23 protein-coding genes are annotated in these 24595 nt (G+C 32.3%); 10 read left to right on the top strand and 13 right to left on the bottom strand.

The genetic code is table 11. The features are described 5' to 3' along the window. Positions 1-55 precede the first annotated feature (55 nt). Positions 56-1519, bottom strand: a complete 1464-nt coding sequence (locus tag R1X58_RS14280) for a TonB-dependent receptor (RefSeq protein ID WP_240575013.1) — start codon at positions 1517-1519, stop codon at positions 56-58. 97 nt (positions 1520-1616) lie between these two features. Here R1X58_RS14280 and R1X58_RS14275 point away from each other — a divergent pair, with 97 nt between their 5' ends. Both R1X58_RS14275 and R1X58_RS14270 read left to right on the top strand, forming a co-directional pair. After that, a complete protein-coding gene (locus R1X58_RS14275; RefSeq protein ID WP_240575012.1) occupies positions 1617-2378 on the top strand; it encodes an MBL fold metallo-hydrolase in 762 nt (253 codons plus the stop codon). Positions 2379-2388: 10 nt separating this feature from the next. After that, on the top strand, positions 2389-2889 hold the full coding sequence (locus R1X58_RS14270; protein WP_240575011.1) for a hydrolase: 501 nt from the start codon (positions 2389-2391) through the stop codon (positions 2887-2889). 103 nt (positions 2890-2992) lie between these two features. Here R1X58_RS14270 and R1X58_RS14265 read toward each other — a convergent pair whose 3' ends face one another. Beyond that, positions 2993-3361 (bottom strand): DNA topoisomerase IV, encoded by a 369-nt coding sequence (locus R1X58_RS14265; protein ID WP_240575010.1) that lies wholly within the window; start codon positions 3359-3361, stop codon positions 2993-2995. 56 nt (positions 3362-3417) lie between these two features. Then, complete coding sequence (locus tag R1X58_RS14260; protein WP_240575009.1) at positions 3418-3837, bottom strand: helix-turn-helix domain-containing protein; 420 nt, start codon at positions 3835-3837, stop codon at positions 3418-3420. 335 nt (positions 3838-4172) lie between these two features. On the opposite strand from R1X58_RS14260, the gene R1X58_RS14255 reads away from it, so the two are divergent. Both R1X58_RS14255 and R1X58_RS14250 read left to right on the top strand, forming a co-directional pair. Continuing rightward, complete coding sequence (locus tag R1X58_RS14255) at positions 4173-5306, top strand: M14 family zinc carboxypeptidase (protein WP_240575008.1); 1134 nt, start codon at positions 4173-4175, stop codon at positions 5304-5306. Between the two features lie 70 nt (positions 5307-5376). Further along, positions 5377-5856 (top strand): Lrp/AsnC family transcriptional regulator, encoded by a 480-nt coding sequence (locus R1X58_RS14250; RefSeq protein WP_240575007.1) that lies wholly within the window; start codon positions 5377-5379, stop codon positions 5854-5856. Positions 5857-5913: 57 nt separating this feature from the next. On the opposite strand, the gene R1X58_RS14245 is transcribed toward R1X58_RS14250, so the two are convergent. Together R1X58_RS14245 and R1X58_RS14240 are read right to left on the bottom strand one after the other, a co-directional pair. Continuing rightward, entirely contained in the window at positions 5914-7197 is a 1284-nt protein-coding gene (locus R1X58_RS14245) for a nucleotide sugar dehydrogenase (RefSeq protein WP_240575006.1), read from the bottom strand. A 16-nt stretch (positions 7198-7213) separates the two neighbouring features. After that, positions 7214-8212, bottom strand: coding sequence for an SDR family oxidoreductase (locus R1X58_RS14240; protein WP_240575005.1), 999 nt, complete (start codon positions 8210-8212; stop codon positions 7214-7216). Between the two features lie 134 nt (positions 8213-8346). On the opposite strand from R1X58_RS14240, the gene R1X58_RS14235 reads away from it, so the two are divergent. Continuing rightward, the gene (locus R1X58_RS14235; RefSeq protein WP_240575004.1) at positions 8347-9474 is read left to right on the top strand and encodes a DegT/DnrJ/EryC1/StrS family aminotransferase; all 1128 of its coding nucleotides are present in this window, start codon (positions 8347-8349) and stop codon (positions 9472-9474) included. A 38-nt stretch (positions 9475-9512) separates the two neighbouring features. Here R1X58_RS14235 and aroB read toward each other — a convergent pair whose 3' ends face one another. After that, positions 9513-10580, bottom strand: coding sequence for a 3-dehydroquinate synthase (gene aroB / locus R1X58_RS14230; RefSeq protein WP_240575003.1), 1068 nt, complete (start codon positions 10578-10580; stop codon positions 9513-9515). 101 nt (positions 10581-10681) lie between these two features. On the opposite strand from aroB, the gene R1X58_RS14225 reads away from it, so the two are divergent. Then, a complete protein-coding gene (locus R1X58_RS14225; protein ID WP_240575002.1) occupies positions 10682-11857 on the top strand; it encodes a proline dehydrogenase family protein in 1176 nt (391 codons plus the stop codon). Between the two features lie 2 nt (positions 11858-11859). On the opposite strand, the gene R1X58_RS14220 is transcribed toward R1X58_RS14225, so the two are convergent. The 4 genes from R1X58_RS14220 to R1X58_RS14205 form a co-directional block, all read right to left on the bottom strand. Then, on the bottom strand, positions 11860-12924 hold the full coding sequence (locus R1X58_RS14220) for a polysaccharide biosynthesis protein (RefSeq protein WP_240575001.1): 1065 nt from the start codon (positions 12922-12924) through the stop codon (positions 11860-11862). Positions 12925-12989: 65 nt separating this feature from the next. Then, positions 12990-13586 (bottom strand): sugar transferase, encoded by a 597-nt coding sequence (locus R1X58_RS14215; RefSeq protein ID WP_240575000.1) that lies wholly within the window; start codon positions 13584-13586, stop codon positions 12990-12992. Between the two features lie 8 nt (positions 13587-13594). Beyond that, positions 13595-13942: a hypothetical protein gene (locus R1X58_RS14210; RefSeq protein WP_240574999.1), complete on the bottom strand. Its 348-nt coding sequence runs from the start codon at positions 13940-13942 to the stop codon at positions 13595-13597. A gap of 41 nt (positions 13943-13983) precedes the next feature. Next, complete coding sequence (locus R1X58_RS14205) at positions 13984-15183, bottom strand: alanine dehydrogenase (protein WP_240574998.1); 1200 nt, start codon at positions 15181-15183, stop codon at positions 13984-13986. A 205-nt stretch (positions 15184-15388) separates the two neighbouring features. Between R1X58_RS14205 and R1X58_RS14200 the strand changes: the two genes are divergently transcribed. Then, complete coding sequence (locus tag R1X58_RS14200) at positions 15389-17827, top strand: outer membrane beta-barrel family protein (protein ID WP_240574997.1); 2439 nt, start codon at positions 15389-15391, stop codon at positions 17825-17827. On the opposite strand, the gene R1X58_RS14195 is transcribed toward R1X58_RS14200, so the two are convergent. The 3 genes from R1X58_RS14195 to porX form a co-directional block, all read right to left on the bottom strand. Further along, positions 17824-18366 (bottom strand): hypothetical protein, encoded by a 543-nt coding sequence (locus tag R1X58_RS14195; RefSeq protein ID WP_240574996.1) that lies wholly within the window; start codon positions 18364-18366, stop codon positions 17824-17826. The genes R1X58_RS14200 and R1X58_RS14195 overlap by 4 nt on opposite strands. 270 nt (positions 18367-18636) lie before the next feature. Continuing rightward, positions 18637-19041 (bottom strand): tRNA (adenosine(37)-N6)-threonylcarbamoyltransferase complex ATPase subunit type 1 TsaE, encoded by a 405-nt coding sequence (gene tsaE / locus R1X58_RS14190; RefSeq protein ID WP_240574995.1) that lies wholly within the window; start codon positions 19039-19041, stop codon positions 18637-18639. A 90-nt stretch (positions 19042-19131) separates the two neighbouring features. Next, the gene (gene porX, locus R1X58_RS14185) at positions 19132-20685 is read right to left on the bottom strand and encodes a T9SS response regulator signal transducer PorX (RefSeq protein WP_240574994.1); all 1554 of its coding nucleotides are present in this window, start codon (positions 20683-20685) and stop codon (positions 19132-19134) included. A gap of 106 nt (positions 20686-20791) precedes the next feature. On the opposite strand from porX, the gene R1X58_RS14180 reads away from it, so the two are divergent. The 3 genes from R1X58_RS14180 to R1X58_RS14170 all read left to right on the top strand — a co-directional run bounded on the left by R1X58_RS14180 (position 20792) and on the right by R1X58_RS14170 (position 24555). Then, a complete protein-coding gene (locus R1X58_RS14180) occupies positions 20792-22012 on the top strand; it encodes an HD domain-containing protein (protein WP_240574993.1) in 1221 nt (406 codons plus the stop codon). Positions 22013-22129: 117 nt separating this feature from the next. After that, entirely contained in the window at positions 22130-23152 is a 1023-nt protein-coding gene (lpxD, locus tag R1X58_RS14175) for a UDP-3-O-(3-hydroxymyristoyl)glucosamine N-acyltransferase (protein ID WP_240574992.1), read from the top strand. Then, positions 23143-24555: a bifunctional UDP-3-O-[3-hydroxymyristoyl] N-acetylglucosamine deacetylase/3-hydroxyacyl-ACP dehydratase gene (locus R1X58_RS14170; RefSeq protein WP_240574991.1), complete on the top strand. Its 1413-nt coding sequence runs from the start codon at positions 23143-23145 to the stop codon at positions 24553-24555. Before lpxD ends, R1X58_RS14170 begins: the two co-directional genes overlap by 10 nt. Positions 24556-24595: the final 40 nt, after the last annotated feature.

The following is a 24595-nucleotide window of genomic DNA, read 5'->3' as shown; positions in this document are numbered from 1 at the left end:
TACACAACAAAAAAGCAGCTTAATAAAGCTGCTTTTTTGTTTCTATATAGAAAGATTATTTTCTTTTCCTGATTAGAGTTAATGGTTTTCTTGAATAACCGAATAATCTATAATCTTTAATTAATTCAGCTGTTCCGTCAGGTACCATATCTTCCCATCCGCTTTCCCCATTGGCAATCATATTTAAGATTTCGCGAGAGAAAATATTCATAATTGTAGGATCGTATTCTTCAATGTCGATCACTTTGCCATTGTATTTAAAGAATTTATATAATTCTTTCATACGTGGATACACTTTTAGGTTTTCACTGGTAATTAATTCACCGGTTTCCTGATCGTGCATTGGGTATAGGTAAACTTTTAAATCTTTAAAGAATAACTTACCAAATGCTTCTAAAATACCTCCACTTAAATGTCTGTAATATTTCTCGTCGAAAATATCAACCAGGTTACTAACACCCATGGCTAATCCCATTCTGGATTTTGTATAGTTAGAGAAGTATTCAACTACTTTATAGTATTCCTGGAAGTTCGAAATCATTACCGAATGTCCAAGCGCACAAAGTAAATCGGCTCTATCAATGAAATCCTGCTCGTCAATTTCACCTTCAGCTCTTAAATTAGATAAGGTAATCTCGAAAACAACTTCGGTTTTTTCTTTATCAACTTTATTTTCTTTGATAAACATTTCGTATGATTTCTCATACATCTCCATGTTTACCTTGGTTACTGGTCTAAAACTTCCGCGAAGCGCTAAAATGTTTTTTTTGTAAAATATTTTAGCAGGCAAAACATTTGTTCCGTCAGGCCCAAACATTACAGCATCGGTCATACCATTCTTAACCAGTTGTAAACTCATTAAACGGTTGTCAACATTTTTAAAGACAGGACCAGAGAAGTTTATGGTATCGATTTCTAATCGATCTTTATCTAAATGGTCGTATAAATAACGAAGTAATTTTTTAGGTTCGTTATATTTATAAAAGGCACCATAAATTAAGTTAGTTCCTAAAACACCAAGGGTTTCTTGTTGTAATCTGGCATCGGTTTCTTTAAAACGAAGGTGTAAAATAATTTCGTTGTAATCGCCACCAGCTTCAACCTGATACTTAATACCAACCCAACCGTGTCCTTTAAATTGTTTAGCAAAATCTATAGTCGCTACAGTATTGGCATAGGTAAAGAAGATTTTATTCGGATTTTTTTCACGTGTTAAGCGGTTTTCCATAAGATTCATCTCATGGGTTAACATTTTTCTTAAACGCGCTTCGGTTACATATCGACCGTCGTCTTCGGCACCATATATAGCATCACTAAAATCTTTATCGTAAGCAGACATTGCCTTTGCAATGGTTCCAGAAGCACCCCCGGCTCTAAAAAAATGTCTACAGGTTTCTTGTCCGGCACCAATTTCGGCGAAGGTTCCGTAAATATTTTCGTTTAAGTTAATTCGAAGGGCTTTAGTTTTTAACGAAGGAATATCATCAAATTCTCTATCACCTTTAATGGTTATTTCCATAGGTTTTTAAAGTTAGTTTCTATTGTGGAGTAAAGATATTAAATAAGTAAGTTAAACAAAAAAACATTCTTATTTTTGTGATAAACTTAAGAATCGATTGAAAATAACATTTCTTGGTACAGGTACATCTCAAGGAGTTCCTATAATAGGGAGCGATCATCCAGTTTGTTTAAGTAAAGACCCTAAGGATAAGCGACTAAGAGTGTCCGTTTTAGTAGAATGGGATGATTACACTTATGTGATAGATTGTGGTCCTGATTTTAGATACCAAATGTTACGTTCAGGTTGTAAAAGAATAGATGGTATTGTGTTCACTCATGAACATGCCGACCATGTTGCTGGTTTAGATGATATTCGTCCGTTTTATTTCAGACAAGGCGACATTCCTATTTATGCACACAAGCGTGTTTTAAAATCTTTAGTAAAGAAGTACGATTATATATTTGCTACAAAAAACAAATATCCGGGAGCACCAACAGTCCTTACAAACCGTGTTAAAAATAAACCCTTTCAGTTAAAGAATTTAGAAGTTATTCCGGTAAACGGAAAGCATGGAGACTTACAGGTTTTTGGATATAGATTTGGAGATTTTGCATATCTCACCGATATGAAGACCTTAAAAGAAAAGGAGATTGAGAAAATAAAAAATGTAAAAGTATTAGTTGTTAATGCATTACGATACGAACCACATTATTCTCACTTTAATTTAGACGAGGCTTTAGACTTTATAAAAAAGGTAAATCCGGGAAAAGCATATTTAACGCATATTAGTCATTTGTTAGGTTTTCACGAAGAAGTAGAGAAAACTTTGCCAGAAAATGTATTTTTGGCCCACGATGAATTACAAATTATCATTTAAAAAATAGAAGATGAAGCAAAGAATTTTTATGTATTTGTTTGTGTTTGCCATGTTATTGGTATTGTTTCAGTTTGTTAACTCGAAACGCGTTTTTGAAGACATGAACAAAAACATAGGTGACTATAAAGAACAATTACAGCAATACAAAGATTCACTGGTAACCATGCAACACGAAATTGCAGATTTATTACATTTCAATTTAAATAGAAATGAAGACGCGATTAGCTATTTTGAAAATCAAGGTTACAATACAAGTGAATTAATTCCTATTATAAAAGACGAGCTTTACAAGTTGAATGAAGTAAAAGGAGAACATCCTATTGTACCATATGCCCCAAGTGAAGGTAAGCGCATGATGATTAACACAATTAAATTGTTAAATCACAAATGGATTATTGCAGATTTCACGGATGGAAAATACTGGGGAGAAATGTTTTTAACCTATTACATTAACCAAGATCAACAAATTGAATTTAATATTGTTGAGTCGTTTTTGTATCCATTCGATTAAATTCTGAATTTTACTCGATAACTGAAATGTAAATATTCTGAAGCTTGCTTCAAAATTAAACTAAGTTTCTTTATAACGCCTCGTGTACTTGTATCGAGGTGTTTTATTTTGTTCTATAAGCTATTCCCTTTTGTTTTTTGGTTTCGCCAACATACGAGTATTCGTAAGTGTAAGAGCTGTCGGTGGTTGTTAAGATTTTTAAATGAATATCTTTTCGTTCAGCCATGTTTTTCGGATTAATGGTTTTAAAAATAACTTCACAATCATTAATCCATCGTAAAGAAGAAGAATCTACTTTATTGTTATAGGTTTCCACCTGAAGATTTTCAGTACGTTTAAACTTTGACTTAAATAATTCGCCGTTAATAGTTACTTCGCTATAAAAATCTCCGGTTTTGTAATCACTACAATTACGTATCGTTTCATAACAGCTAAATAAGCTTAAAAAGATTAGAGCGTATAAAAATTTCATCTGGACGAATTATATGGTTTTAAAATTTCAGGCAAAGGTACTAAACAATCTTAATTTTAATTGTGATAGTTCTTAAAAGTACCATCTGAATAAAAAACAACAATACGCTCTATAGTTTTGCCATTTGCATTTTCAGAAAATATTTTTTCTTCTGGAAGATTTATGGGCGCTCTGGAAATTGGTGGTGTATTTACAACCTGATTAATTTTTGGAGGAGCTTCAACCGGAGGTGAAGGTGTAATTTCTTTTTTCGCAGGAAAACTTCCTTTGCCGTTTAACAACCAATACAATTCTACTTCCGGATAAGCTGAAAGAATTTTTAGAACAAACTCTAAACTTGGTTTATTTCGTCCGGATAAAATGTGCGATATGCTTGAGCGTTGAACACCTATTTTTTCTGCAAAAGAAGAGGCAGATTCACCGTAAAAATTGATGACTCTCTCCAGGCGTGTTGTGAATTCTTCTGTGTTTATCATTGTAACTGTTTACAAATGTTTGCTATGTCACAAATGTAACAAAAATATGTTTACAGTATACAAATGTATACAAAAAACAAGTAAAAAATGTAAATTTATATAAAGTTTTACTTTAATTTATAACAACTAAACAACTGATAAACAATTTTTTAATCCTAAATAACAGTTTATCGATAAACGACAAAGTTATTAAGGTGGTTAAAGGGTTATCCGATGAAATACTCGTGTTTACAAATGTATACAACTCATTTTAAATAGGTGTTTACAATTGTAAATACTTGATTGTTGACAATTGTAACTTTTTAAATTCTTACATTTGTCAACAAATTATTATCATGCAATTAGAGACCATAAAATCACTTTACTTAAACAACAAAGAGTCGCGTTTAAGTCATCGATATATAACCAACAATCACATTAAACCTGTTCTAGATTCTTTAAACAACCAATTAAATATTGAGTGTATTGGGCAATCTGTTTTAAAAGACGATATATATGCATTTAAAATTGGTAAAGGTGATAAACGGATTCTTATGTGGTCGCAAATGCACGGTAACGAATCGACAACAACTAAGGCTATTTTTGATCTTACAAACACCTTATTAAGCAACGATGCTTCTGTAAAACACATTTTAGAAGCTTGTACTTTGTATGTTATTCCAATTTTAAATCCGGATGGCGCTAAGGCTTATACGCGAATAAATGCCAATGAAGTGGATTTAAACAGGGATGCTCAAAATTTAACTCAGCCTGAAAGTTTGGTTTTAAAAGCAGCTTTCGAAGCTTTTAAACCACATTATTGTTATAATCTACATGGTCAGCGTACTATTTTTAGTGCTGGAAGAGCCGAAAAATCGGCTACAGTATCATTCTTGTCACCAGCGCAGGACCAGGAATGTACTATTACGCCTAACAGAAAGGTGGCTATGGAAATTATAAGTGTAATGAATGAGGCTCTGCAAAAGGAGATACCAGGGCAGGTTGGGGTGTATGATGATGCCTTTAACTTAAATTGCGTAGGAGATACGTTTCAAAGTAAAAATGTGCCAACCATTTTATTTGAAGCAGGTCATTTTCATGATGATTACGGAAGGGAAAAGACACGAGAGCTTATTTATATATCTTACATCACTTCCTTTGATTATATCGCTAAAAACAACGTTTCAGGCGATAATTATGAAGCTTATTTAGAAATTCCTGAAAACGAAAAACTATTTTTAGATGTTATTATTAGAAATGCATCTATTGGTGATATTGGCATTATGTTTCAGGAGACATTGGTTGATGATGAAGTTGTTTTTATTCCTAAAGTTGATAAAATCGAGGATTTGAAAGAATTTTATGCACATAAAACGATTCAGGCCAATGGTTTAGAAGTGTTAAATGAATCAGGAAAACCTATTAAGATAGGTGACGAAAACGTTTTCGTGATTATGAATAATGAAAAAATCTCATTAATTTCAAAATAAAGCCTATTATTAATGTATTATTTTTAAAGAAAATGTACTATTTTTGCTTTATACTTAAGAATAATTAATTATGGGGAAAATTAAATTAGACGAGATTGATCACCAAATCCTTGATATGTTAATCGATAACACTAGGATTCCGTTTACAGACATTGCAAAAAAATTACTAATATCGGCAGGTACTGTGCACGTAAGAGTGAAGAAAATGGAAGAACATGGTATTATTAAAGGTTCTTCTTTAATGTTAGATTATAAAAAATTAGGATATTCTTTCATAGCATACGTAGGAGTATTTTTAAATAAAACTTCGGAAACTAAATTTGTTTTAGAAAGAATTAATCAAATTCCTTACGTTACCGTTGCGCATATTACAACAGGTAAATTTAATGTTTTCTGCAAGATTCGTGCAAAAAGTACAGAACACGCTAAGGAAGTAATCTTTATGCTGGATGATATTGAAGGAGTTTACAGAACAGAAACTATGATATCGTTAGAAGAGAGTATCAATGATAAAAAACGATTAATGCATACTATTTTCAATGAAATGTAAGCTTAATCTCTATGTATAAAAAAACGCTGATTTATATAATCAGCGTTTTTTTTTGTTTTATAGCCTTCCGTTAACAGGTTCTTTTAAAAAACCTTTTACGTCGTATAGAACGCTATTTGGTTTTAAAAGATTCTTTATAGTTATGTTTAGAAATTCGCTGTGAGAAACAGCTAATACTACAGCGTCAAATGTGTTATCTGGTAATTCTGTAGTTGTTTTAAGGTTGTATTCGTGAAATACTTCGTCTGGTTTGGCCCAAGGGTCGTAAATTGTTACTTCTGTACCGTAACTTTGTAATTGATTAATTACATCTACAACTTTGGTATTTCTAACATCTGGGCAATTTTCCTTAAATGTGATACCGAGGATTAAAATTTTAGCATCCTTGATTCGAATATCTTTTTGCGCCATAAGTTTAATAACCTCAGAAGCCACATAATGCCCCATGCTGTCATTCACGCGACGTCCCGCTAAGATGATTTCCGGGTGATAACCTATTTCGATAGCTTTTTGAGCTAAATAATAAGGATCAACACCTATGCAGTGTCCTCCAACTAACCCAGGTTTAAAAGGAAGAAAGTTCCATTTGGTTCCGGCAGCTTCTAAAACGGCTTGTGTGTCAATATTCATTAGGTTGAAAATCTTTGCTAACTCATTCACAAAAGCAATATTAATATCGCGTTGTGAGTTTTCAATAACTTTTGCAGCTTCAGCAACTTTTATAGATGGGGCTAAATGAGTGCCTGCAGAGATAACACTAGCGTATAATTGGTTTACTTTTTTACCAATTTCTGGGGTGGAGCCAGAAGTGACCTTTAGAATTTTGTCTACCGTATGCAATTTATCTCCTGGATTAATACGCTCCGGAGAATAACCTGCGAAAAAGTCTTCGTTGAATTTTAATCCGCTTATATTTTCTAAAACCGGGATGCATTCATCTTCTGTTACTCCCGGGTAAACTGTGGACTCGTAAATAACAATATCGCCTTGTTTTAAAACTTTAGCAATCGATTCAGTGGATTTATAAAGAGGTGTTAAATCAGGTTTATTGTTTTTGTCAATAGGAGTAGGGACAGTTACAATGTAGTAATTACAATCTCTAATGTCTTCTAATTGAGAAGAACAAAAAAGACCATTAGACATGCTTTCTGTTGAAGATTTTAAAACAGCTTTTAGTTCATTTTCTTCAACTTCTAGTGTTATGTCATTGCCTTTGTTTAATTCTTCTATACGTTTTTGACTGATATCAAAACCTATAACGGGGTATTTTGTAGCAAATAATCTTGCGAGGGGTAAGCCAACATAGCCTAAGCCTACAATAGCAATTTTAATATCCTTCATATGTATTAAAGTTCTTTTATCTCAAATGATTCCAATACCACTTAACAGCTTCTTGTAATCCTGATTTTATATCGTATTTTGGGTTGTAATTTAATAAATCTTTTGCCTTGTCTATTGAAGCTAAGGAATGGGGAATGTCACCAATTCTATTGTCTTGGTGTTTAATTTCAATGTGTTTTATATTTTCATCATAAGATGACAGGTAGGTTTTTAGTAAAGACGTAAGTTCTAAAAGTGTTGTACGCTCACCATAGGCTACATTGTAGACGGTATTTAACGCATTTTCATTTGTAGTTGTTAATGCATTAATATTCATTTGGACTACATTATCTATATAAGTAAAATCCCTTGAGTAGCTTCCATCTCCATTGATTACGGGAGATTCATGTTTTATAAGTTGCTGAACAAATTTTGGGATAACAGCCGCGTACGCTCCGTTTGGGTCTTGACGTCTTCCAAATACATTAAAATATCGCAATCCGATAGAATCCAAACCATATGTAGAATGGAAAATATCAGCATATAATTCGTTAACGTATTTTGTAATAGCGTATGGAGAAAGCGGTTTTCCTATTTTATGTTCTACTTTAGGTAAAGATTTACTATCTCCATAAGTTGAGGAGCTTGCGGCGTAAATAAAGCGCTTTACATTAGCTTCTTTTGAGGCAACAAGCATATTTAAAAAGCCAGAAACATTAACCTCGTTTGTGGTGATTGGGTCACTTATAGATCGGGGAACAGAACCTAGAGCGGCTTGATGTAAAACATAATCTACATTGTGGCATGCAGCTTTACAATCATTCAGATTTCTAATATCTCCTTCAATGAGCTTAAAATTATGATGATTTTTAAAACCCTCCAGATTTTCTCTTTTTCCGGTGGAAAAATTATCCATACAAGTCACCTTTATATGGTAAGATAGAAGATATTCACAAAGATTTGAGCCTATAAAACCCGCACCACCCGTTACTAAAACGTGTTTATTTTTTAGGATGTCTAATTGCTCAGGGGTCATTTTATAGTTCTTTTTAGAAAACGGATTAAAAATATAAATGTATTTTTAATTGCTAAACTAATTCATGTATTGTTTTCTTTTTTTATTCAATTTTAAATGATTTAATTTAGTTTTAAACCTACTAAAAGAATTTGATGAGCAGTAATAAGAGGATTTATTTATCGTCTCCGCATATGAGTGGGTTAGAGCAGGATTTTGTAAATCATGCTTTTGAAACAAATTGGATAGCTCCTGTAGGGGATAATATTGAAGGGTTTGAATCCGATTTGGAAAACTTTTTGAATAATAAAGCTTATGCGATTGCATTAAATTCGGGAACATCAGCTATTCACCTGGCTCTGCTGTTATTGGGAATAACAAAAGGCGATGAAGTTTTATGTCAGAGTTTTACGTTTGTAGCTTCAGTGAATCCTGTGATTTATGCTGGTGCAGCACCTGTTTTTGTGGATAGTGAAGCTGAAACCTGGAATATGTCCCCAGAACTTTTGGAAGAAGCGATTCAAAACAGAATAGAAAATCACAAAAAACCCAAAGCAATTATTGCGGTACATCTTTATGGAATGCCTTATAAAGTTGATGAAATAAATACTGTTGCTAAAAAATATGATATTCCGGTTATTGAAGATGCTGCCGAAGCCCTAGGTAGTTTCTATAAAGGTGAGCCTTGTGGTATTTTTGGGGATTTTAGCGTGTTTTCGTTTAATGGAAATAAAATTATTACCACTTCGGCAGGAGGAGCTTTAATGGTGAAAAATTTAGATGAAAAGAGTAATGCAATATTCTTGTCTAGTCAGGCAAAAGAAGAATCTGAACATTATGAGCATTCTAAAATAGGGTTTAACTATCGGATGAGTAATGTTTTGGCAGGAATTGGGCGAGGACAAATGAAAGTTTTAAAAGACAGAGTAGAAGCGAGACGGAATAATTTCGTGTTTTATAAAACAGAATTATCTAAACTTAAAAATATTACATTCTTAGAGGAATCTAGCAATAGTTTGTCTAACCGTTGGTTAAGCTGTATTGTCCTGGAGTCTTTTGAGGAAAGGGAGTGTATTCGTTTAGCTTTAGAAGCCGAAAACATAGAATCACGACCTTTATGGAAACCTATGCATTTGCAACCCGTTTTTAAGCATTGTTTGAGTTTTACTAATGGAATTTCTGAAGACCTTTTCAGAAGGGGGCTATGTTTACCAAGCGGATCCAACCTAAGTCAGGAAGATTTGAAGAAAGTAGTAAACGTGATATTGAAATTGGTTGACTAATAAAAAAAGCCTGCAATATAATTGCAGGCTTTTGGTTTTTATGATGCATAAAAATTAAAAGCATCAATTATAATGTTATCATCGACCAAACAGTCTATTTTCGGTTTACCTATGTCTTCTAAAAGAACGAAATTGATATTTCCGTGATTGTTCTTTTTGTCGTATTTCATTAAATCCATAATCGGCTGACGTTCATCTTCACTTATGTTAATCTTTCCATAGTATTCAGTAAAGAACTCTTTGATTTTTAATGTTGTTTCTTTTGGGAATCCGGTTAACTCTGTTGAGATGTAAGCGGCTAAAATCATACCTATTACAATGGCTTCTCCGTGTAAAAGCGTTGTTTTTTCCGGGGTACTTAAAAAATAAGTTTCAATAGCATGACCTAAGGTGTGGCCGAAATTCAATGTCTTTCTTAATCCGTTTTCGAAAGGATCAATTTCAACGACATTCTTTTTAATTAAAACCGATTCATGAATCAGTTGATCTAAATCGTTAGTGTTTAATTCTGAAAGGTTTTGAAATTTATTCCAATAAGCTTCGCTACTTATAAGTCCGTGTTTTAGCATTTCAGCTAAACCTGAACGCATTTGGTTTTGAGGTAATGTAGCTAGGAATTGGGTATCGATTAATACTAGGTCGGGATTACTTATGACTCCAATTTGATTTTTCAAATGACCAAGATCAACGCCGGTTTTTCCTCCAACAGAAGCATCAACCATGGAAAGAAGAGTTGTTGGAACATTTACATAAGCAATACCGCGTTTAAAAGTGCAGGCTACAAAACCTCCTAAATCGGTAATAACTCCGCCACCAATATTAATTAATAAACTTTTTCTATCGGCATCTAATTCAGAAAGGGTATTCCACACACCAACGCAGGTGTCGATTGTTTTGTTTATTTCGCCAGATTCTATTTCTATAATTTCTATGACAATCTCCGTTTCTAATTGTTTTAAGAAAAATGGTAAGCAAAATTCATGTGTATTTTCATCAACTAAAATAAATATTTTTGAAAAATTATTTTCATTAATGTGCTTATTTAAAGCAGGATATATAACGTCATTAAAATGAATAGTGCAGTTGTTTGTTTGAATAGAATCCATTGATTTTTTTAACTTTTTTTTAAGTTGCGAAATTTAAGGAGATTTTACATAAAATGATAACTTCGCCTGCATTATCTTTATATAAATTTTGATTTTTCGTTATGAGTGTAGAACGCATATTCGACAACACGGAAGTAGCCTTTGCGCTTAAAAGTGACTCTGAATTAGAGCGCGCTTATTTTTTATTCAAAATGATATCTATAGAGCCTTTGGTTCGAATAGGGACAGCAGCGACAAATTTTGCAATTAAAGCGCATTTGCCGGTTAAAGGTCTTATTCGCGCCACGGTATTCGATCATTTTTGTGGCGGTGTAAATGAAGAGGATTGCTTACCTGTTATTAATAAAATGTATGAAAAAGGCGTGAGCTCTGTGCTTGATTTTTCTGTTGAAGGAAAAGAAAGTGAAAAAGAGTTTGATAACGCTTGCAATGTGGTTCTTAAAATCATGGAATTTTCAAAGGAACTAAAAGCTATTCCAATTGCTGTATTTAAACCAACAGGCTTTGGTCGTTTTTATTTATATGAAAAATTAGGAAAAGGAGAAGCTTTTACAGTTAAAGAACAGGAAGAATGGAATAAGGTTGTAGCTCGATTTGATGCTGTTTGTAAAAAAGCGAAAGATTATAATATAGCGGTTCTAATCGATGCTGAAGAAAGCTGGATGCAAGATGCTGCTGATACTTTGGTAACTGAGATGATGAAAAAATATAACACTGAGAAACCAGTTGTATATAATACACTTCAAATGTATCGTCACGATAGAATGGAATTTCTAAAGAAGGAATATGCGAAAGCTAAAGCTGAAGGTTATTTTTTAGGGTATAAGATTGTTCGTGGTGCTTACATGGAAAAGGAAAATGAAAGAGCAGAAGAGAATGGATATCCAACACCTATTTGTGCAAGTAAAGCCGCTACAGATGATAACTTTAATGATAGTTTAAATTATATTTTAGATCATATTGAAGATATATCGCTGTTTGCTGGAACACATAACGAAGAGAGTTCATATTTATTAATGAACTTGATGAAACAAAAAGGATTAGAGAATAATGACTCTCGAGTTTGGTTTGGTCAGTTATATGGAATGAGTGATCATATAAGTTTCAATTTATCAAGCTTAGGTTATAATGTAGCTAAATATATTCCTTTTGGCCCGGTTAGAGATGTGATGCCTTATTTAATTCGTCGTGCAGAAGAAAACACTTCAGTAGCGGGGCAAACAGGAAGAGAGTTAACATTATTGACCAAAGAAAAGAAGCGAAGAAAGAAGCTTTAATATTAAAGAAGTTTTTTTAAAATCGACTTAATTTCCTGAGTTGATGATTCTGGAGAAATATTTTCCAAAGATTTAAAGTCTACTATTTGTTTAGTAGACTTTTTTTTGTGTTCAATCTGAAAGATTTCGGGATGATTTGTTGGAGTTAGTAATTCACTTTCAGCTATCATAGTTTCGAGCATTTTTTCTCCGGAACGAACACCTGAAACTTCAATTTTTAAATCACTCCTTTTTGAAATTGAAATAATAGCTTTTGCTAAATCTAAAATCTTTACGGCTTGACTTGTTTTAAATGTTAAAGTATTGTTTTTACTATTTTTAAGACAAGTAGATTCAAGTATTAGTTGACATGCTTTTTCTTTTCCTATAAAGTAGCGCGTCATGCTATTATCAGTAATTGTTAGAGCTGAATTTAACTCAATTTGTCTTAAAAAGACAGGTAATACAGAGCCGTTCGAGCCTAATATATTTCCAAACCGAGTTATTATAAATTGTATATTTGAACTTGGAGTAATTTGTCTGAGATACTGTTCTGAAATATTTTTAGTCATCCCCATAATACTGGTGGGTTCAACAGCTTTATCGGAAGAAATAAAAACAAAGGTCTTTACATTATAGTTAATAGCGAAATCTGAAATTTGCTTTGTTGCTAAAATGTTTGTTTTTATGGCTTCGTAAGGATGAGTTTCCATTAGAGGTACATGCTTATAAGCAGCACAATGAAAAACAATGGTTGGTTTGTAGGTTTTAAATAAATATTCAACCGAAGCTCTATCGTTTATGTTTGTTATTTTAAAAACTACTGAACTGGTGAGTTGTGTTTCAAAATCAATAGAAAGGTTATGAAGAGCAGATTCTGCAATATCGACCAGGATAATTTTTTTATAAGAACATTTTATAAGTTGATTAAATAGTTCTTTGCCAATCGTACCTGCAGCACCAGTAATTAAGATGGTTTCTTCAGAAAAATCGAAAGTTTTATTCGCATTGAAATTATTAATATTAGTATCAAATATATTGGTATGGTTAATAAGTTGATCTATATAATAATCAATCGAGTAGTTCATTCGGTTTAATTTAAGTAGCTACAAAGTAGAAATAATAAAAATTTAGTGCAAATAGAAGTTATTTCTTATTCTACGATAATCTTGGTAAAAGTTTGTAATAATAATTTTATATCGAACAATAAACTTCTTTTTTTAATATATTCTTTGTTGAGTTTTAATTTATCCGGCATGATAGAATGAATATAGAATTTTTCTGGGTTTTCAGCTGATTTTAATAATTCTGCTTCATGCCTGTATTTTATAGATGCCAAACCTGTAACGCCTGGTTTAACGGCTAATACTTCTAAATCCGATTGAGAATACAAGTTAACATAATGTCGCAATTCAGGTCTTGGGCCTACAAAACTCATGTCTCCAATTAAAACGTTGATTAGCTGAGGGAGTTCGTCTAATTTATATTTGCGTAAAAAATAGCCTAGTTTCGTTATTCTTTTATCATTGTTCCCTAAGGTAAGAAGGTTTTTATCTTCAGAATTAACAATCATAGTACGAAACTTAAAGATATTGAAATCTTTATTCATTTTACCGACACGCGATTGTTTAAAAATAACGGGGCCTTTTGAATCTAGTCTTATGAGAAGAGCTAATAATAGGAGCAAAGGAGTAAATAAAACGAGCGATAAAAAAGAAAAAACAATATCAAACACTCGTTTTATTACCATGCCTCATTTTATTTGTATGCAATATTGCTTATGGTTGCAATACTATCGCAGTTTTCAATCGTTAATAAAATATTTTTTTCTTCATATTCCCCTTCAACAACATAAACTCCGCAGGGTTTTTTGTGTACATCACTTTCAGAGAAATTAACATCACCTTTTTTTAAGATATAATTCACCATAATAGTGTCCGATAATTCTGAAGGATAAACAATTTGCTTTTCTCTTATATTTTTAAGCACTCTGGCATCTGGCCCGTAACTGCATGATACTTTTTTTCCGTTTAAAAAGAATGCCAAAATGATTAAACCGAATGAAAATCCGCCAAGATAATACCCAATACGTTGAATTAATTTCATGTATAAAAATTATGGTTGGCTTAAATTAAAACAGGATGAGATTAAAATATAATTAAATTAATGTCGCTGTAATTAAGGTTAAACCATTCACCAACCGATTTGTTTGTTAAAATTCCGTGGTAAAAGTACAACCCATTTTTTAAACCTTTGTCAAATCTTATAGAATTTTCAACGCCACCATCTTCAGCAATCTTTAAGAGATATGGTGTAAAAATGTTACTGATTGATAATGATGATGTTCTGGAATATCTTGCTGGAATGTTAGGCACGCAATAGTGTACAACATCATGCTTTAAAAATGTAGGTTGTTTGTGAGAAGTGACTTCACTGGTCTCAAAGCAACCACCCATATCAATACTAACGTCAATAATGATACTGCCTTTCTTCATGACTTGAACCATGTTTTCGGTAACAATAATAGGGGAGCGGTTATTTCCTCGAATCGCACCAATAACCACATCACAGCGCTTAAGAGCTTTCGTTAATATTTTAGGTTGTATGGTGGAAGTATATAATGGACGACCTAAATGTGTTTGAATACGTCTTAACTTGGTAATTGAATTATCGAAAATCTTTACACTTGCACCTAAACCAATGGAACTTCGTGCAGCAAATTCACCAACGGTCCCTGCTCCAAGTATAACGACTTCTAATGGAGGTACACCACTGATATTGCCAAACATACGTCCGTTTCCGCTTTTAGCGTCTGTTAAAAGTTCTGAAGCAATTAAAACCGCAGCTGTCCCTGCAATTTCACTCTGCGATTTAACAGCAGGGTAGTTGCCGTCAGTATCACGAATAAATTCAAAAGCCAAGGCTGTAATGCGTTTAGCTGCAAGGGCTTCGAAATATTTTTTAGATTGTGTTTTAAGTTGTAATGCTGAAATGAGAATCGTTTGTGGATTCATCATTTTAATTTGTTCTAAGCTTGGTGGTTCAACTTTTAAAATCATCGGGCAAGCAAAAACTTTAGCCGTGTCTTTTGTGATTTCAGCCCCAGCTTCACTATACTCTTTATCACTAAAATTTGCACCATCTCCAGCTCCTGACTCTAAAAGAACACGGTGACCATTACTAACAATAGCAAAAACAGCATCAGGTGTTAAGCAAATACGGCTTTCTTGAAAAGCTGTTTCTTTTGGGATCCCTATAAAAAGCTCACCTTTTCGTTTAAAAATTTCCAGTGTTTCCTCTTGGGGTAAGAGTTGTTGTTTTGTGAAAGGAGATAATTGTTTAGACATGCTTTATGCTTGGTTGATATCAAAAAGTTAAATTACAAATTATTTAGTTAGCACATTTAAGTAAAAAGGAAATTTTTCGATTTCTATCCTTAATATGTTATTCGTCTGATATTTTACAGGTTAACAAATAAAGTTTTGGCTTTTATGGATTTCCCTCAAAATATTTTAAATAAATTATTTTATGTTTGTATGTAGAAATCGCTCTATGTTAAAAAAACTACCACTACTTTTTATATGCTTCTTTCCTTTGTTTGCTTTGACGCAAAACTACACTATTTCCGGACATGTAGTAGATGAAAATAAAATCTCGGTTGCTTTTTCTAATGTTATTTTAATGGATAGCGATTCTGAAGTCAAAAGCGGAACAACAACAGATGATACAGGTGATTTTAAATTTGAAAACATTCAAGAGGGAACTTATATTCTTAAGATTTCGTATTTAGGTTTTGAAGATTATAGTTTGACTTTTGAGTTGTACAAAAATATAGCATTTAACAATATTGTTTTAAGTGAAAAGGCTGAGGCATTAGAAGGAATTTTGGTTACCGCTAAAAGACCCACTGTAAAACGATTGATTGACCGTGTTGTTTTTGATGTTGAAAATTCTACATTGTCAAATTATAATGTTTTAGATGTTTTAAAGAATACACCAGGTGTAATGGTGGCAGATAATAAGATTACTGTAAAAAACGGTGAGCCGATAATTTACTTAAATGATAAACGGGTTTATTTGTCTTCTAATGAAATTCAGCAACTCTTAGAAGGCACTACAGCTCAAAACTTGAAATCAATTGAGGTTATAACTAATCCTCCAGCAAGATACGATGCAGAAGGAAATGCTGTAATAAATATTGTAACTAGTAAAAATATTGTAGCAGGGTATAATGGTAGTGTTTATGGGAATTACAAGCAAGGTTATAAATACCCGAAGTATTCTTTAGGAACAAGTCACTTTTTTAAAGCTGATAAATTAAATGGGTATTTAAACTATAGTGGAAATCCAAAAAAAGATTACAGACATAATAATGAAATTGTAAATTTCAAAGATGAATTAAACGAAACATCAGCTATTTGGGAAACAGATTTTAAACGCACTAAAGAAACTCTTAATCATAATTTAAACGCTAATATAGATTATGAGTTAAATGAGAATAACACTTTAAGTTTTTCTTCCAGTATTTTAATTGCCCCAGAAAAAAACACAAATACAGATATAAATTCAACTACCGAAATGTTTAGTGTGAATTATGTTTTAGATTCTTTATTTGACACAACTAATAGGGCTAATCTTAAAACCAATAATTTGGCTTTTAATCTTGATTTTGTTCATGATTTTAAAAAAGAAGGAGAAAAGTTATCTGTAAATTTTCATCATACAAATTATGATTTTACAAGTTTACAAAATGTAAACACAAAATATTATTTGCCAAATGAAAACATCTCGTTTAGAGAAAATGTGTTTCAAACGAATGCAAATCAAAAGACACAATTATATACTGGGCAATTAGATTATCAATTACCTTTAAATCATAACATTCAAATCGAAGCAGGTATTAAGGTTTCTGATATTGATTCAGAAAGTTTTATTAATCAGTTTGTTTTCAATAATGGTCAGATATCGGAAGATATTGACGAGGAAGACACCTTTCTTTATGGAGAAAAAAATTATGCTGTTTATTCAAGTTTTGCTAAAGACTGGGATAAATGGAGTTTTAAAACAGGATTGCGAGTTGAGCACACCAGCTTGATCGGGGAGTTATTGTTAGCGGCAAGTTCGAATAAAATAGATTATACTAAATTCTTTCCTTCATTTTATTTATCTAATCAAATTAATGATAATAATCAGATTTACTTTAGTTATAATAAACGAATATCAAGACCAAGATATAATGATTTAAATCCATTTAAATATTACTTAAACGATAACACCTATATCGTTGGAAACCCGAATTTACAACCACAAATTGATGATGTTTTTACTTTAGGCTATACTTTAAAAAGCACCTATACATTTGAGGTTTATTACAGAAACGAAAACAATCCGTCGTTACAATTATTCCAGCAGGATAATGAAAACAATAAGGTTAGATATATAAATACAAATATTGATAGAAATATATCTTATGGATTGGATTTTATGACGTATACCAACATTGTCACGAACTGGAATTTGTATGTATTGTCTTCTTTGTTTTATTACGAAGGAAAGTACTATGGAGGGTTGAATGAAAATCAACTATACACAAATGATAAATGGTCTGTTTACGGTCAGATTATTAACTATTTTTCTTTTTTACAAGACAAAAGTTTAACTGCTGATATATCCTATAATTATATTTCTGCAATAGTTGATGGGCCTTCAGTGTATAGTACGCGTCATGGACTTGATGTGAGTTTAAGAAAATCTTTTTGGAGTAATAGAGCTTCGTTAAGTATTGGTGTTACAGATGCTTTTAATACTCAAAATTTTGATATGACAAATAATTATGCTAACCAAGATTTATACATGAAGTCCAGAATGGAAAACAGAATGTTTATTTTTGGCTTTAATTATAAATTTGGTAATTATAAGTTATCTTCAAATAAGAAAGAAATTGACTTAGAAGAACGAGATCGATTAGAAAATGATAACTTAAATCGTTAAAAATAATTCCTAAGCCTATCCCAGAAGTTTTTAGGTGTCATTTTAAATTCGTCTTCTAATTCTTCTAAAGTTTTACTAGCTGTATTTATTTTGTTGAAAATTTGAGCTCTAATCAAATAAATAGACGGAACTATTATTGCCATTATAGGTATTAAGTAGATTAATTGATTAGAATCAACATAATTTAAATCATCATTTAATGTTATGAAAATTTGATAGGCATACATAGCAATAGGTACCAATAATACGTGATACCACCAGTGGCGACAAGTGAAAAACCAGATAAACAATAAAAACAATGGGATTATTTTTCCTGTTAAAGTCCAGGCAACAGTTAAGACACTACCGTAATATTTACTATCATAAGTAAATAAAAAAGTGTTCCAAACGGGTATGTTTGGAACACTTTCGTATAAGTAAAAGAAATAGGGAGTCATTGCTATAAGTGTTGCAATGATACTCCCTATGATTAAACTTTTCCTATCCAGCCGATGGAATTCTGATCGCTGATCTTTCAATTTTTGCTGTTTGTTGCTCATTTTGATTAACTGTGCTAGCTGCATAAGCTGTGAACAACATTCCTCCGAATATCGCTAATGCGATTACATACTTTTTAGTTTTCATTTTTTAAGGGATTTAATTAATTAATTACCCAAATGTAACTAAAGGCTGATTTGAAGTTTTTCTTAAAATGTTAAAAAAATGTTAAAAACCAATGTTTTTGTTTTTTTTGTTACGGGTTTGCCGTAAAACTTCAAATTTCGGAGCAAATGTGTTTTTATATCATGTAACTTAAACGTTATTAATTACTATTTTAAAACTAATAATCTATTATTAGCTTCTTTTATATCAATTGATATGATGTCAAATTTATTTGGCAATAAATCATCTATGACATCTGGCCACTCAATTAAATTCCAGTATCCGGAATCTAAATAATCTTCTATGCCAAAATTATAAGCCTCTTCGATATCTTTAATTCTATATAAATCGAAATGATAAATTTTGTCATTTGTCAATTCATATTCATTAACTATTGAAAAGGTAGGGCTGCTCACTTCGTCATGACTTCCTAAAGCTTTAATTAAAGCCTTAATTAGTGTTGTTTTTCCAGCGCCCATATTACCATGAAATAATAATGTCTTGGTTTTTAGGTTTTTGATGATTTGCTCAGCAACATCATCAAGTTGATCAAGATTATAATTTATTTCCAATTCAATCAAATTTAAAAACAATATTACAAATTATATACGAAAATTGCTAATCATTTTATCTTTTTATCGGATTTTTATGTATTTTATAGATTATTTTGGTAGAAAAACGGAAAAAGGAATAATCATCTCTTCTAGCGAAACACCACCATGTTGATAGGTGTTTCGGTAATAACTAACATAGTGGTTATAGTTATTAGGATATGCAAAGAATGAATCACTTTTCGCGAAAATATAAGAACTACTCATGTTTATTGAAGGTAAATGCACTTCTTTCGGGTCTTTAAATACAAGTACTTCTTTTTCTTCATATGTTAGGCTTCTACCGGTTTTATAGCGCAAATTTAAACTAGTATCTCTATCTCCAATAACTTTAGATGGGTTTTTTACATTAATAGTGCCGTGATCTGTAGTGATGATTAATTTAAAACCTAATTGCTGGGCTTGTTGAATCATCTCTAAAAGAGGTGAATTTTTAAACCAGCTTAAGGTTAAAGATCTGTAAGCCCTATCGTTGGAAGCTAATTCCTTTACAACTTCCATTTCTGTTTTAGCATGAGAAAGCATATCAACAAAATTATAAACGACTACTGTGAGATCGTTGTTTTTAAGAGATTTAAAATTATCGACTAGCTTTTTCCCTGTTTTAAGATTAGTGATTTTATGAAATTCGCAAGTTAAGTGACTCAGGTTTAAGCGCTTCATTTGTGCTTGCAAAAAATCCTCCTCGTGTAGATTTTTGCCTCCCTCGTCAGTGTCGTTTTTCCAGTACTGAGGATATAGTTTTTCCATGTCGCCTGGCATTAGCCCGGAAAAAATAGCATTTCTGGCATATTGAGTTGCTGTTGGTAATATGCTAAAAAAAGCTTCTTCATGATTCTTTTTATAATGATTGTTAACAATAGGCTCGAAAACTTTCCATTGATCATAGCGTAAGTTATCAACTACAACTAATAGTGTTGGTTGGTCTTTGCTGAGTTCCGGAACAATTTTTTCTCTGAATAAAGTGTGGGACATAACCGGTGCCTCGGTGTGAGGGCTGAACCAATCGGCATAATTTTTCTCAATAAATTTTCCGAATTGAATATTAGCTTCTGTTTTTTGAGATTCCAGAATTTCAAACATACTCGGGTCTTCAATATTTTCTAATTGAATCTCCCAATACAGTAATTTTTGATATAAACTTACCCATTCTTCATAAGAATTTACCATGGCTAAATCCATGGTTATTTTTCTAAATTCTTGCTGGTAGCTTGATGTTGTTTTTTCAGAAACCAATCTGGAATGGTCTAAGTTTTTTTTCAGACTTAATAATATTTGATTCGGATTTACTGGCTTTATGAGGTAGTCGGCTATTTTACTGCCAATAGCTTCTTCCATAATATATTCTTCCTCACTTTTTGTAATCATAACAACAGGAAGATTGTCTTGCTTGGCTTTTAACTCATTTAAGGTTTCAAGACCTGTAAGTCCAGGCATATTTTCATCTAAAAATACAATATCAAATTTTTCATTTTCTAAAACATCGATGGCTTCAGTACCGCTTTTGCAGGTGGTTACATTGTAATTGCGTTGCTCTAAAAATAAAATATGTGGTTTTAGTAAGTCAATTTCATCATCTACCCAAAGTATTTGTATTGCACCCATTTAAATATGTTTAATAATTAATTTATTTCAATTTGTTTTATAAATGTCTTTTGTTCAGACTGTCTATATATTTATATTTGTTAGTATTAACCTTAATGATTAAAGTTTGAACAAACTTAAAATATTAAACGACCCAATTTACGGATTTATTACTATTCCGAATTCTCTAATATTCGATTTAATTCAGCATAAATATTTTCAGCGTTTACGTAGAATAACCCAAATGGGGATGTCTTATACGGTTTATCCGGGAGCGCATCACACGCGTTTTCATCATGCTATTGGCTGCGTGCATTTAATGCAGCAAGCGGTTAATGTGCTTCGTTTTAAAGGAGTTACAATATCGGAAGAAGAAGAAAACGGACTCTATATAGCAATTTTATTGCATGATATTGGTCATGGGCCATTTTCGCACGCCATGGAACATAGCATTGTGAATGGCGTGTCTCATGAGCAACTTTCATTGCTTTTCATGGAACGTTTAAACGAGGAATTTAACGGAAGTTTAACGTTAGCAATTGAGATTTTTAAAGGAGAATACCCGCGAGCTTTTATGTGTCAGTTAATCTCTGGTCAATTTGATATTGATCGTGCCGATTATTTAAAACGGGATAGTTTTTACACAGGTGTTGCTGAAGGTAATGTGAATAGCGAGCGTTTAATTACGATGCTCAACGTAGTTGATGATAATTTGGTTGTTGAAGAGAAGGGTATTTATAGTGTAGAAAAGTTTATTGTAGCCAGACGGTTAATGTACTGGCAGGTGTATCTTCATAAAACAGGATTGGTTGCCGAACAATTATTGATAAGGGTACTGCAACGTGCTAAAGAGTTATATAGTGAAGGTTATAAATTAACTGCAAGTAAGGCTTTAATCTATTTCTTGGAGAATAAAATTAAACTTGAAGATTTTAATGAAAACACACTTAATGTTTTTGCACAATTAGACGATTATGACGTGATAAGCGCCATGAAGGAATGGCAGTTTGAAAATGATTTTGTATTGAGTCATTTATGTGAAATGATTATCAATAGGAATCTTTTAACCATAAAATTGAAAAAGAAACCCATAAAACCTGAAAGTCTGGAAAGGTTTTTAGAGGAATTAATGGCTAAATATAATATAGGTAGAGAAGAGGCGTCTTATTTTGTTTTTACTGGAGATATTTCAAATCAGGCTTATCAGCTTAAAAAAAAGAGTATAAATATTTTACATAAATCGGGTAAAATTCAGGATGTGGTTAAGGCGTCGGATCATTTAAACATAAAAGCCTTATCAAAACCGGTAACAAAATATTATATATGTTACCCAAAACAAACAACTTAGGCTATATGGCGTTGAAAAGTGACGTTAATCTTTAAAACAATAAGCGGGTAGAGATGAAAAACTTTAGGACATTTTTCCTATTTTTGCCCAATATATTTAATCATCAAACTCTAAAGTGTGAAATTTACAGCAGAACAAATAGCAGGGATTTTAATGGGTGATGTCGTTGGAAATCCTGATGCTGAAGTGTCTAAACTTTCTAAAATAGAGGAAGGAACCGAAGGCTCTTTAACGTTTTTAGCGAATCCAAAATACAAACACTATATCTACACCACAAAGGCTTCAATCACCATAGTTAATAAAACTTTTGAGCCTGAGGAAGAAATTAATACGACGTTAATAAAAGTTGATGATGCTTATCTTGCATTTTCAAAAATTCTCGAATATTACAATTCTGTAAAACTTAATAAAACTGGTATTGAACAACCTTCATTTATAGCTGAATCTTCAAGTTATGGAGATAATATTTATGTAGGAGCATTTTCATATATAGGTGAAAATGTCACTATTGGGAATAATGTTAAGATTTTCCCTAATTCATACATAGGGGATAATTCCGTTATAGGAGATAATACCATTATTTTCTCAGGAGCAAAAATATATTCAGAAACTGTTATTGGTAAGAATTGTGTGATCAATTCAGGTTCTATTATTGGTGCTGATGGATTTGGTTATGCACCTAATGAAGAGGGGGGATACAACAAAGTACCGCAGACAGGAAATGTAATTATTGAAGATTATGTAGATGTTGGTGCGGCCACCACAATAGATAGAGCAACTCTAGGTTCAACCATAATTAGAACGGGAGTTAAGCTAGACAATCAGATTCAGATTGCTCATAATGTCGAGATTGGAAAAAACACCGTTATTGCTGCACAAACCGGAATAGCAGGATCGACCAAAATTGGTGAAAACTGTGTAATTGGAGGTCAGGTTGGTATTGCCGGACATATTATTATTGGTAATAATGTGAAAGTTCAGGCGCAATCTGGAATTGCCAGAAAAGTAAAAGATAACGAAGTGTTACAAGGGTCTCCTGCGATAACACTTAGTGATTATAATAAATCGTACGTTCACTTTAAGAACCTACCTAAGATTGTTAAAAACATTAATGATTTAGAAAAAAATAAATGGGAATAGTAGTTACTGAAACGAAGCAAAAAACTATAGAGAAAGAAATTTCTTTAACTGGTGTTGGTTTACATACAGGTAAAGACGTTACCTTAACTTTTAAACCAGCTCCTGCTAATACCGGATTAGCATTTAAGCGAGTGGATTTAGAGGGTGCGCCTGTTATTGAAGCTGATGCAAATTATGTTACAAACACCCAAAGAGGGACATGTTTAGAAAAAAACGGAGTTACTATTCAAACTTCAGAGCATGTACTTGCAGCGTTAATTGGTTTAGATATCGATAACGTTATTTTAGAATTAAATGCTTCAGAACCTCCTATTATGGATGGGTCTTCAAAGTTTTTTGTTGAAGCTATCGAAAAAGCAGGTATTGTAGAGCAAGATGTTTTTCGTGAAGAGTTTGTGGTGACCGACATTGTTGCTTATACCGATGAAGATTCAGGAAGCGAAATTCTTGTTATGCCGGCAAATCAGTATCAAATTACTACTATGGTAGATTTCGGCACTAAAGTTTTAGGAACTCAAAATGCCACTTTAAATCAGATGTCTGATTTTAAAGAGGAAATATCTACGTCGAGAACATTTAGTTTTTTACACGAAATAGAAATGCTTTTAGAGCATGGTTTAATTAAAGGGGGGGATTTAAACAATGCTATTGTTTACGTAGACAAACCTTTATCTCCTGAAACAATGGAGAAATTGAAAGTAGCATTCAAGAAAGATGCTATTGCGGTTAAACCAAATGGTATTTTAGACAATTTAACTTTGCATCATCCAAATGAAGCAGCCAGACACAAACTGTTAGATGTTGTTGGTGATTTAGCTTTAGTAGGAACTAAAATTAGAGGTAAGGTTATTGCTAACAAACCAGGACACTATATTAATACACAATTCGCTAAAAAATTATCTAAAATAATTAAAAACGAGCGTCGTAATAATGTACCAAATATCGATTTAAATCAGCCTCCATTAATGGATGTGACTCAGATTATGGCTATGTTACCTCACAGACAGCCGTTCTTATTAATCGATAAAGTTTTCGAACTTAGTGACCAGCACGTAACAGCTACAAAGAATGTGACTATGAATGAGGATTTCTTCAGAGGTCATTTCCCGGGAGCACCTGTTATGCCAGGTGTTTTAATTGTAGAAGCTATGGCCCAGACAGGAGGTATTTTAGTTTTAAGTACAGTTCCGGATCCTGAAAATTATTTAACATTCTTCATGAAAATGGATAATGTTAAATTCAAACAAAAAGTATCTCCAGGAGATACGTTAATATTTAAATGTACGTTAATAACACCTATTAGAAGAGGTATTTGCCATATGCAGGGATATGCGTATGCTAACGGAAAATTATGTGCTGAAGCAGAGCTTATGGCGCAAATTTCAAAGGTGAAAAACGATTAAAAATAATAAGCTTAAATAAAAGGCTTAAAGATTGATTTCG

Origin of the sequence: Aestuariibaculum lutulentum (genome assembly GCF_032926325.1) — a bacterium.
GTDB classification, from domain to species: domain Bacteria; phylum Bacteroidota; class Bacteroidia; order Flavobacteriales; family Flavobacteriaceae; genus Aestuariibaculum; species Aestuariibaculum lutulentum.
The sequence above is the reverse complement of the archived record's forward strand: the minus strand, read 5'-3'. Positions and strand labels throughout refer to the sequence as shown.

Bases quoted from the DNA above. Each gene is read 5' to 3' on its own strand.
- R1X58_RS14280 (WP_240575013.1), bottom strand. From the start codon at position 1,519: ATGGAAATAACCATTAAAGGTGATAGAGAATTTGATGATATTCCTTCG.
- R1X58_RS14215 (WP_240575000.1), bottom strand. From the start codon at position 13,586: ATGGTAATAAAACGAGTGTTTGATATTGTTTTTTCTTTTTTATCGCTC.
- R1X58_RS14265 (WP_240575010.1), bottom strand. From the start codon at position 3,361: ATGAAATTTTTATACGCTCTAATCTTTTTAAGCTTATTTAGCTGTTAT.
- R1X58_RS14170 (WP_240574991.1), top strand. From the start codon at position 23,143: ATGGGAATAGTAGTTACTGAAACGAAGCAAAAAACTATAGAGAAAGAA.
- R1X58_RS14200 (WP_240574997.1), top strand. From the start codon at position 15,389: ATGTTAAAAAAACTACCACTACTTTTTATATGCTTCTTTCCTTTGTTT.
- R1X58_RS14225 (WP_240575002.1), top strand. From the start codon at position 10,682: ATGAGTGTAGAACGCATATTCGACAACACGGAAGTAGCCTTTGCGCTT.
- R1X58_RS14260 (WP_240575009.1), bottom strand. From the start codon at position 3,837: ATGATAAACACAGAAGAATTCACAACACGCCTGGAGAGAGTCATCAAT.
- R1X58_RS14240 (WP_240575005.1), bottom strand. From the start codon at position 8,212: ATGACCCCTGAGCAATTAGACATCCTAAAAAATAAACACGTTTTAGTA.
- R1X58_RS14195 (WP_240574996.1), bottom strand. From the start codon at position 18,366: ATGAGCAACAAACAGCAAAAATTGAAAGATCAGCGATCAGAATTCCAT.
- R1X58_RS14270 (WP_240575011.1), top strand. From the start codon at position 2,389: ATGAAGCAAAGAATTTTTATGTATTTGTTTGTGTTTGCCATGTTATTG.
- R1X58_RS14245 (WP_240575006.1), bottom strand. From the start codon at position 7,197: ATGAAGGATATTAAAATTGCTATTGTAGGCTTAGGCTATGTTGGCTTA.
- R1X58_RS14255 (WP_240575008.1), top strand. From the start codon at position 4,173: ATGCAATTAGAGACCATAAAATCACTTTACTTAAACAACAAAGAGTCG.
- aroB (WP_240575003.1), bottom strand. From the start codon at position 10,580: ATGGATTCTATTCAAACAAACAACTGCACTATTCATTTTAATGACGTT.
- R1X58_RS14250 (WP_240575007.1), top strand. From the start codon at position 5,377: ATGGGGAAAATTAAATTAGACGAGATTGATCACCAAATCCTTGATATG.
- porX (WP_240574994.1), bottom strand. From the start codon at position 20,685: ATGGGTGCAATACAAATACTTTGGGTAGATGATGAAATTGACTTACTA.
- R1X58_RS14210 (WP_240574999.1), bottom strand. From the start codon at position 13,942: ATGAAATTAATTCAACGTATTGGGTATTATCTTGGCGGATTTTCATTC.
- R1X58_RS14235 (WP_240575004.1), top strand. From the start codon at position 8,347: ATGAGCAGTAATAAGAGGATTTATTTATCGTCTCCGCATATGAGTGGG.
- R1X58_RS14220 (WP_240575001.1), bottom strand. From the start codon at position 12,924: ATGAACTACTCGATTGATTATTATATAGATCAACTTATTAACCATACC.
- R1X58_RS14205 (WP_240574998.1), bottom strand. From the start codon at position 15,183: ATGTCTAAACAATTATCTCCTTTCACAAAACAACAACTCTTACCCCAA.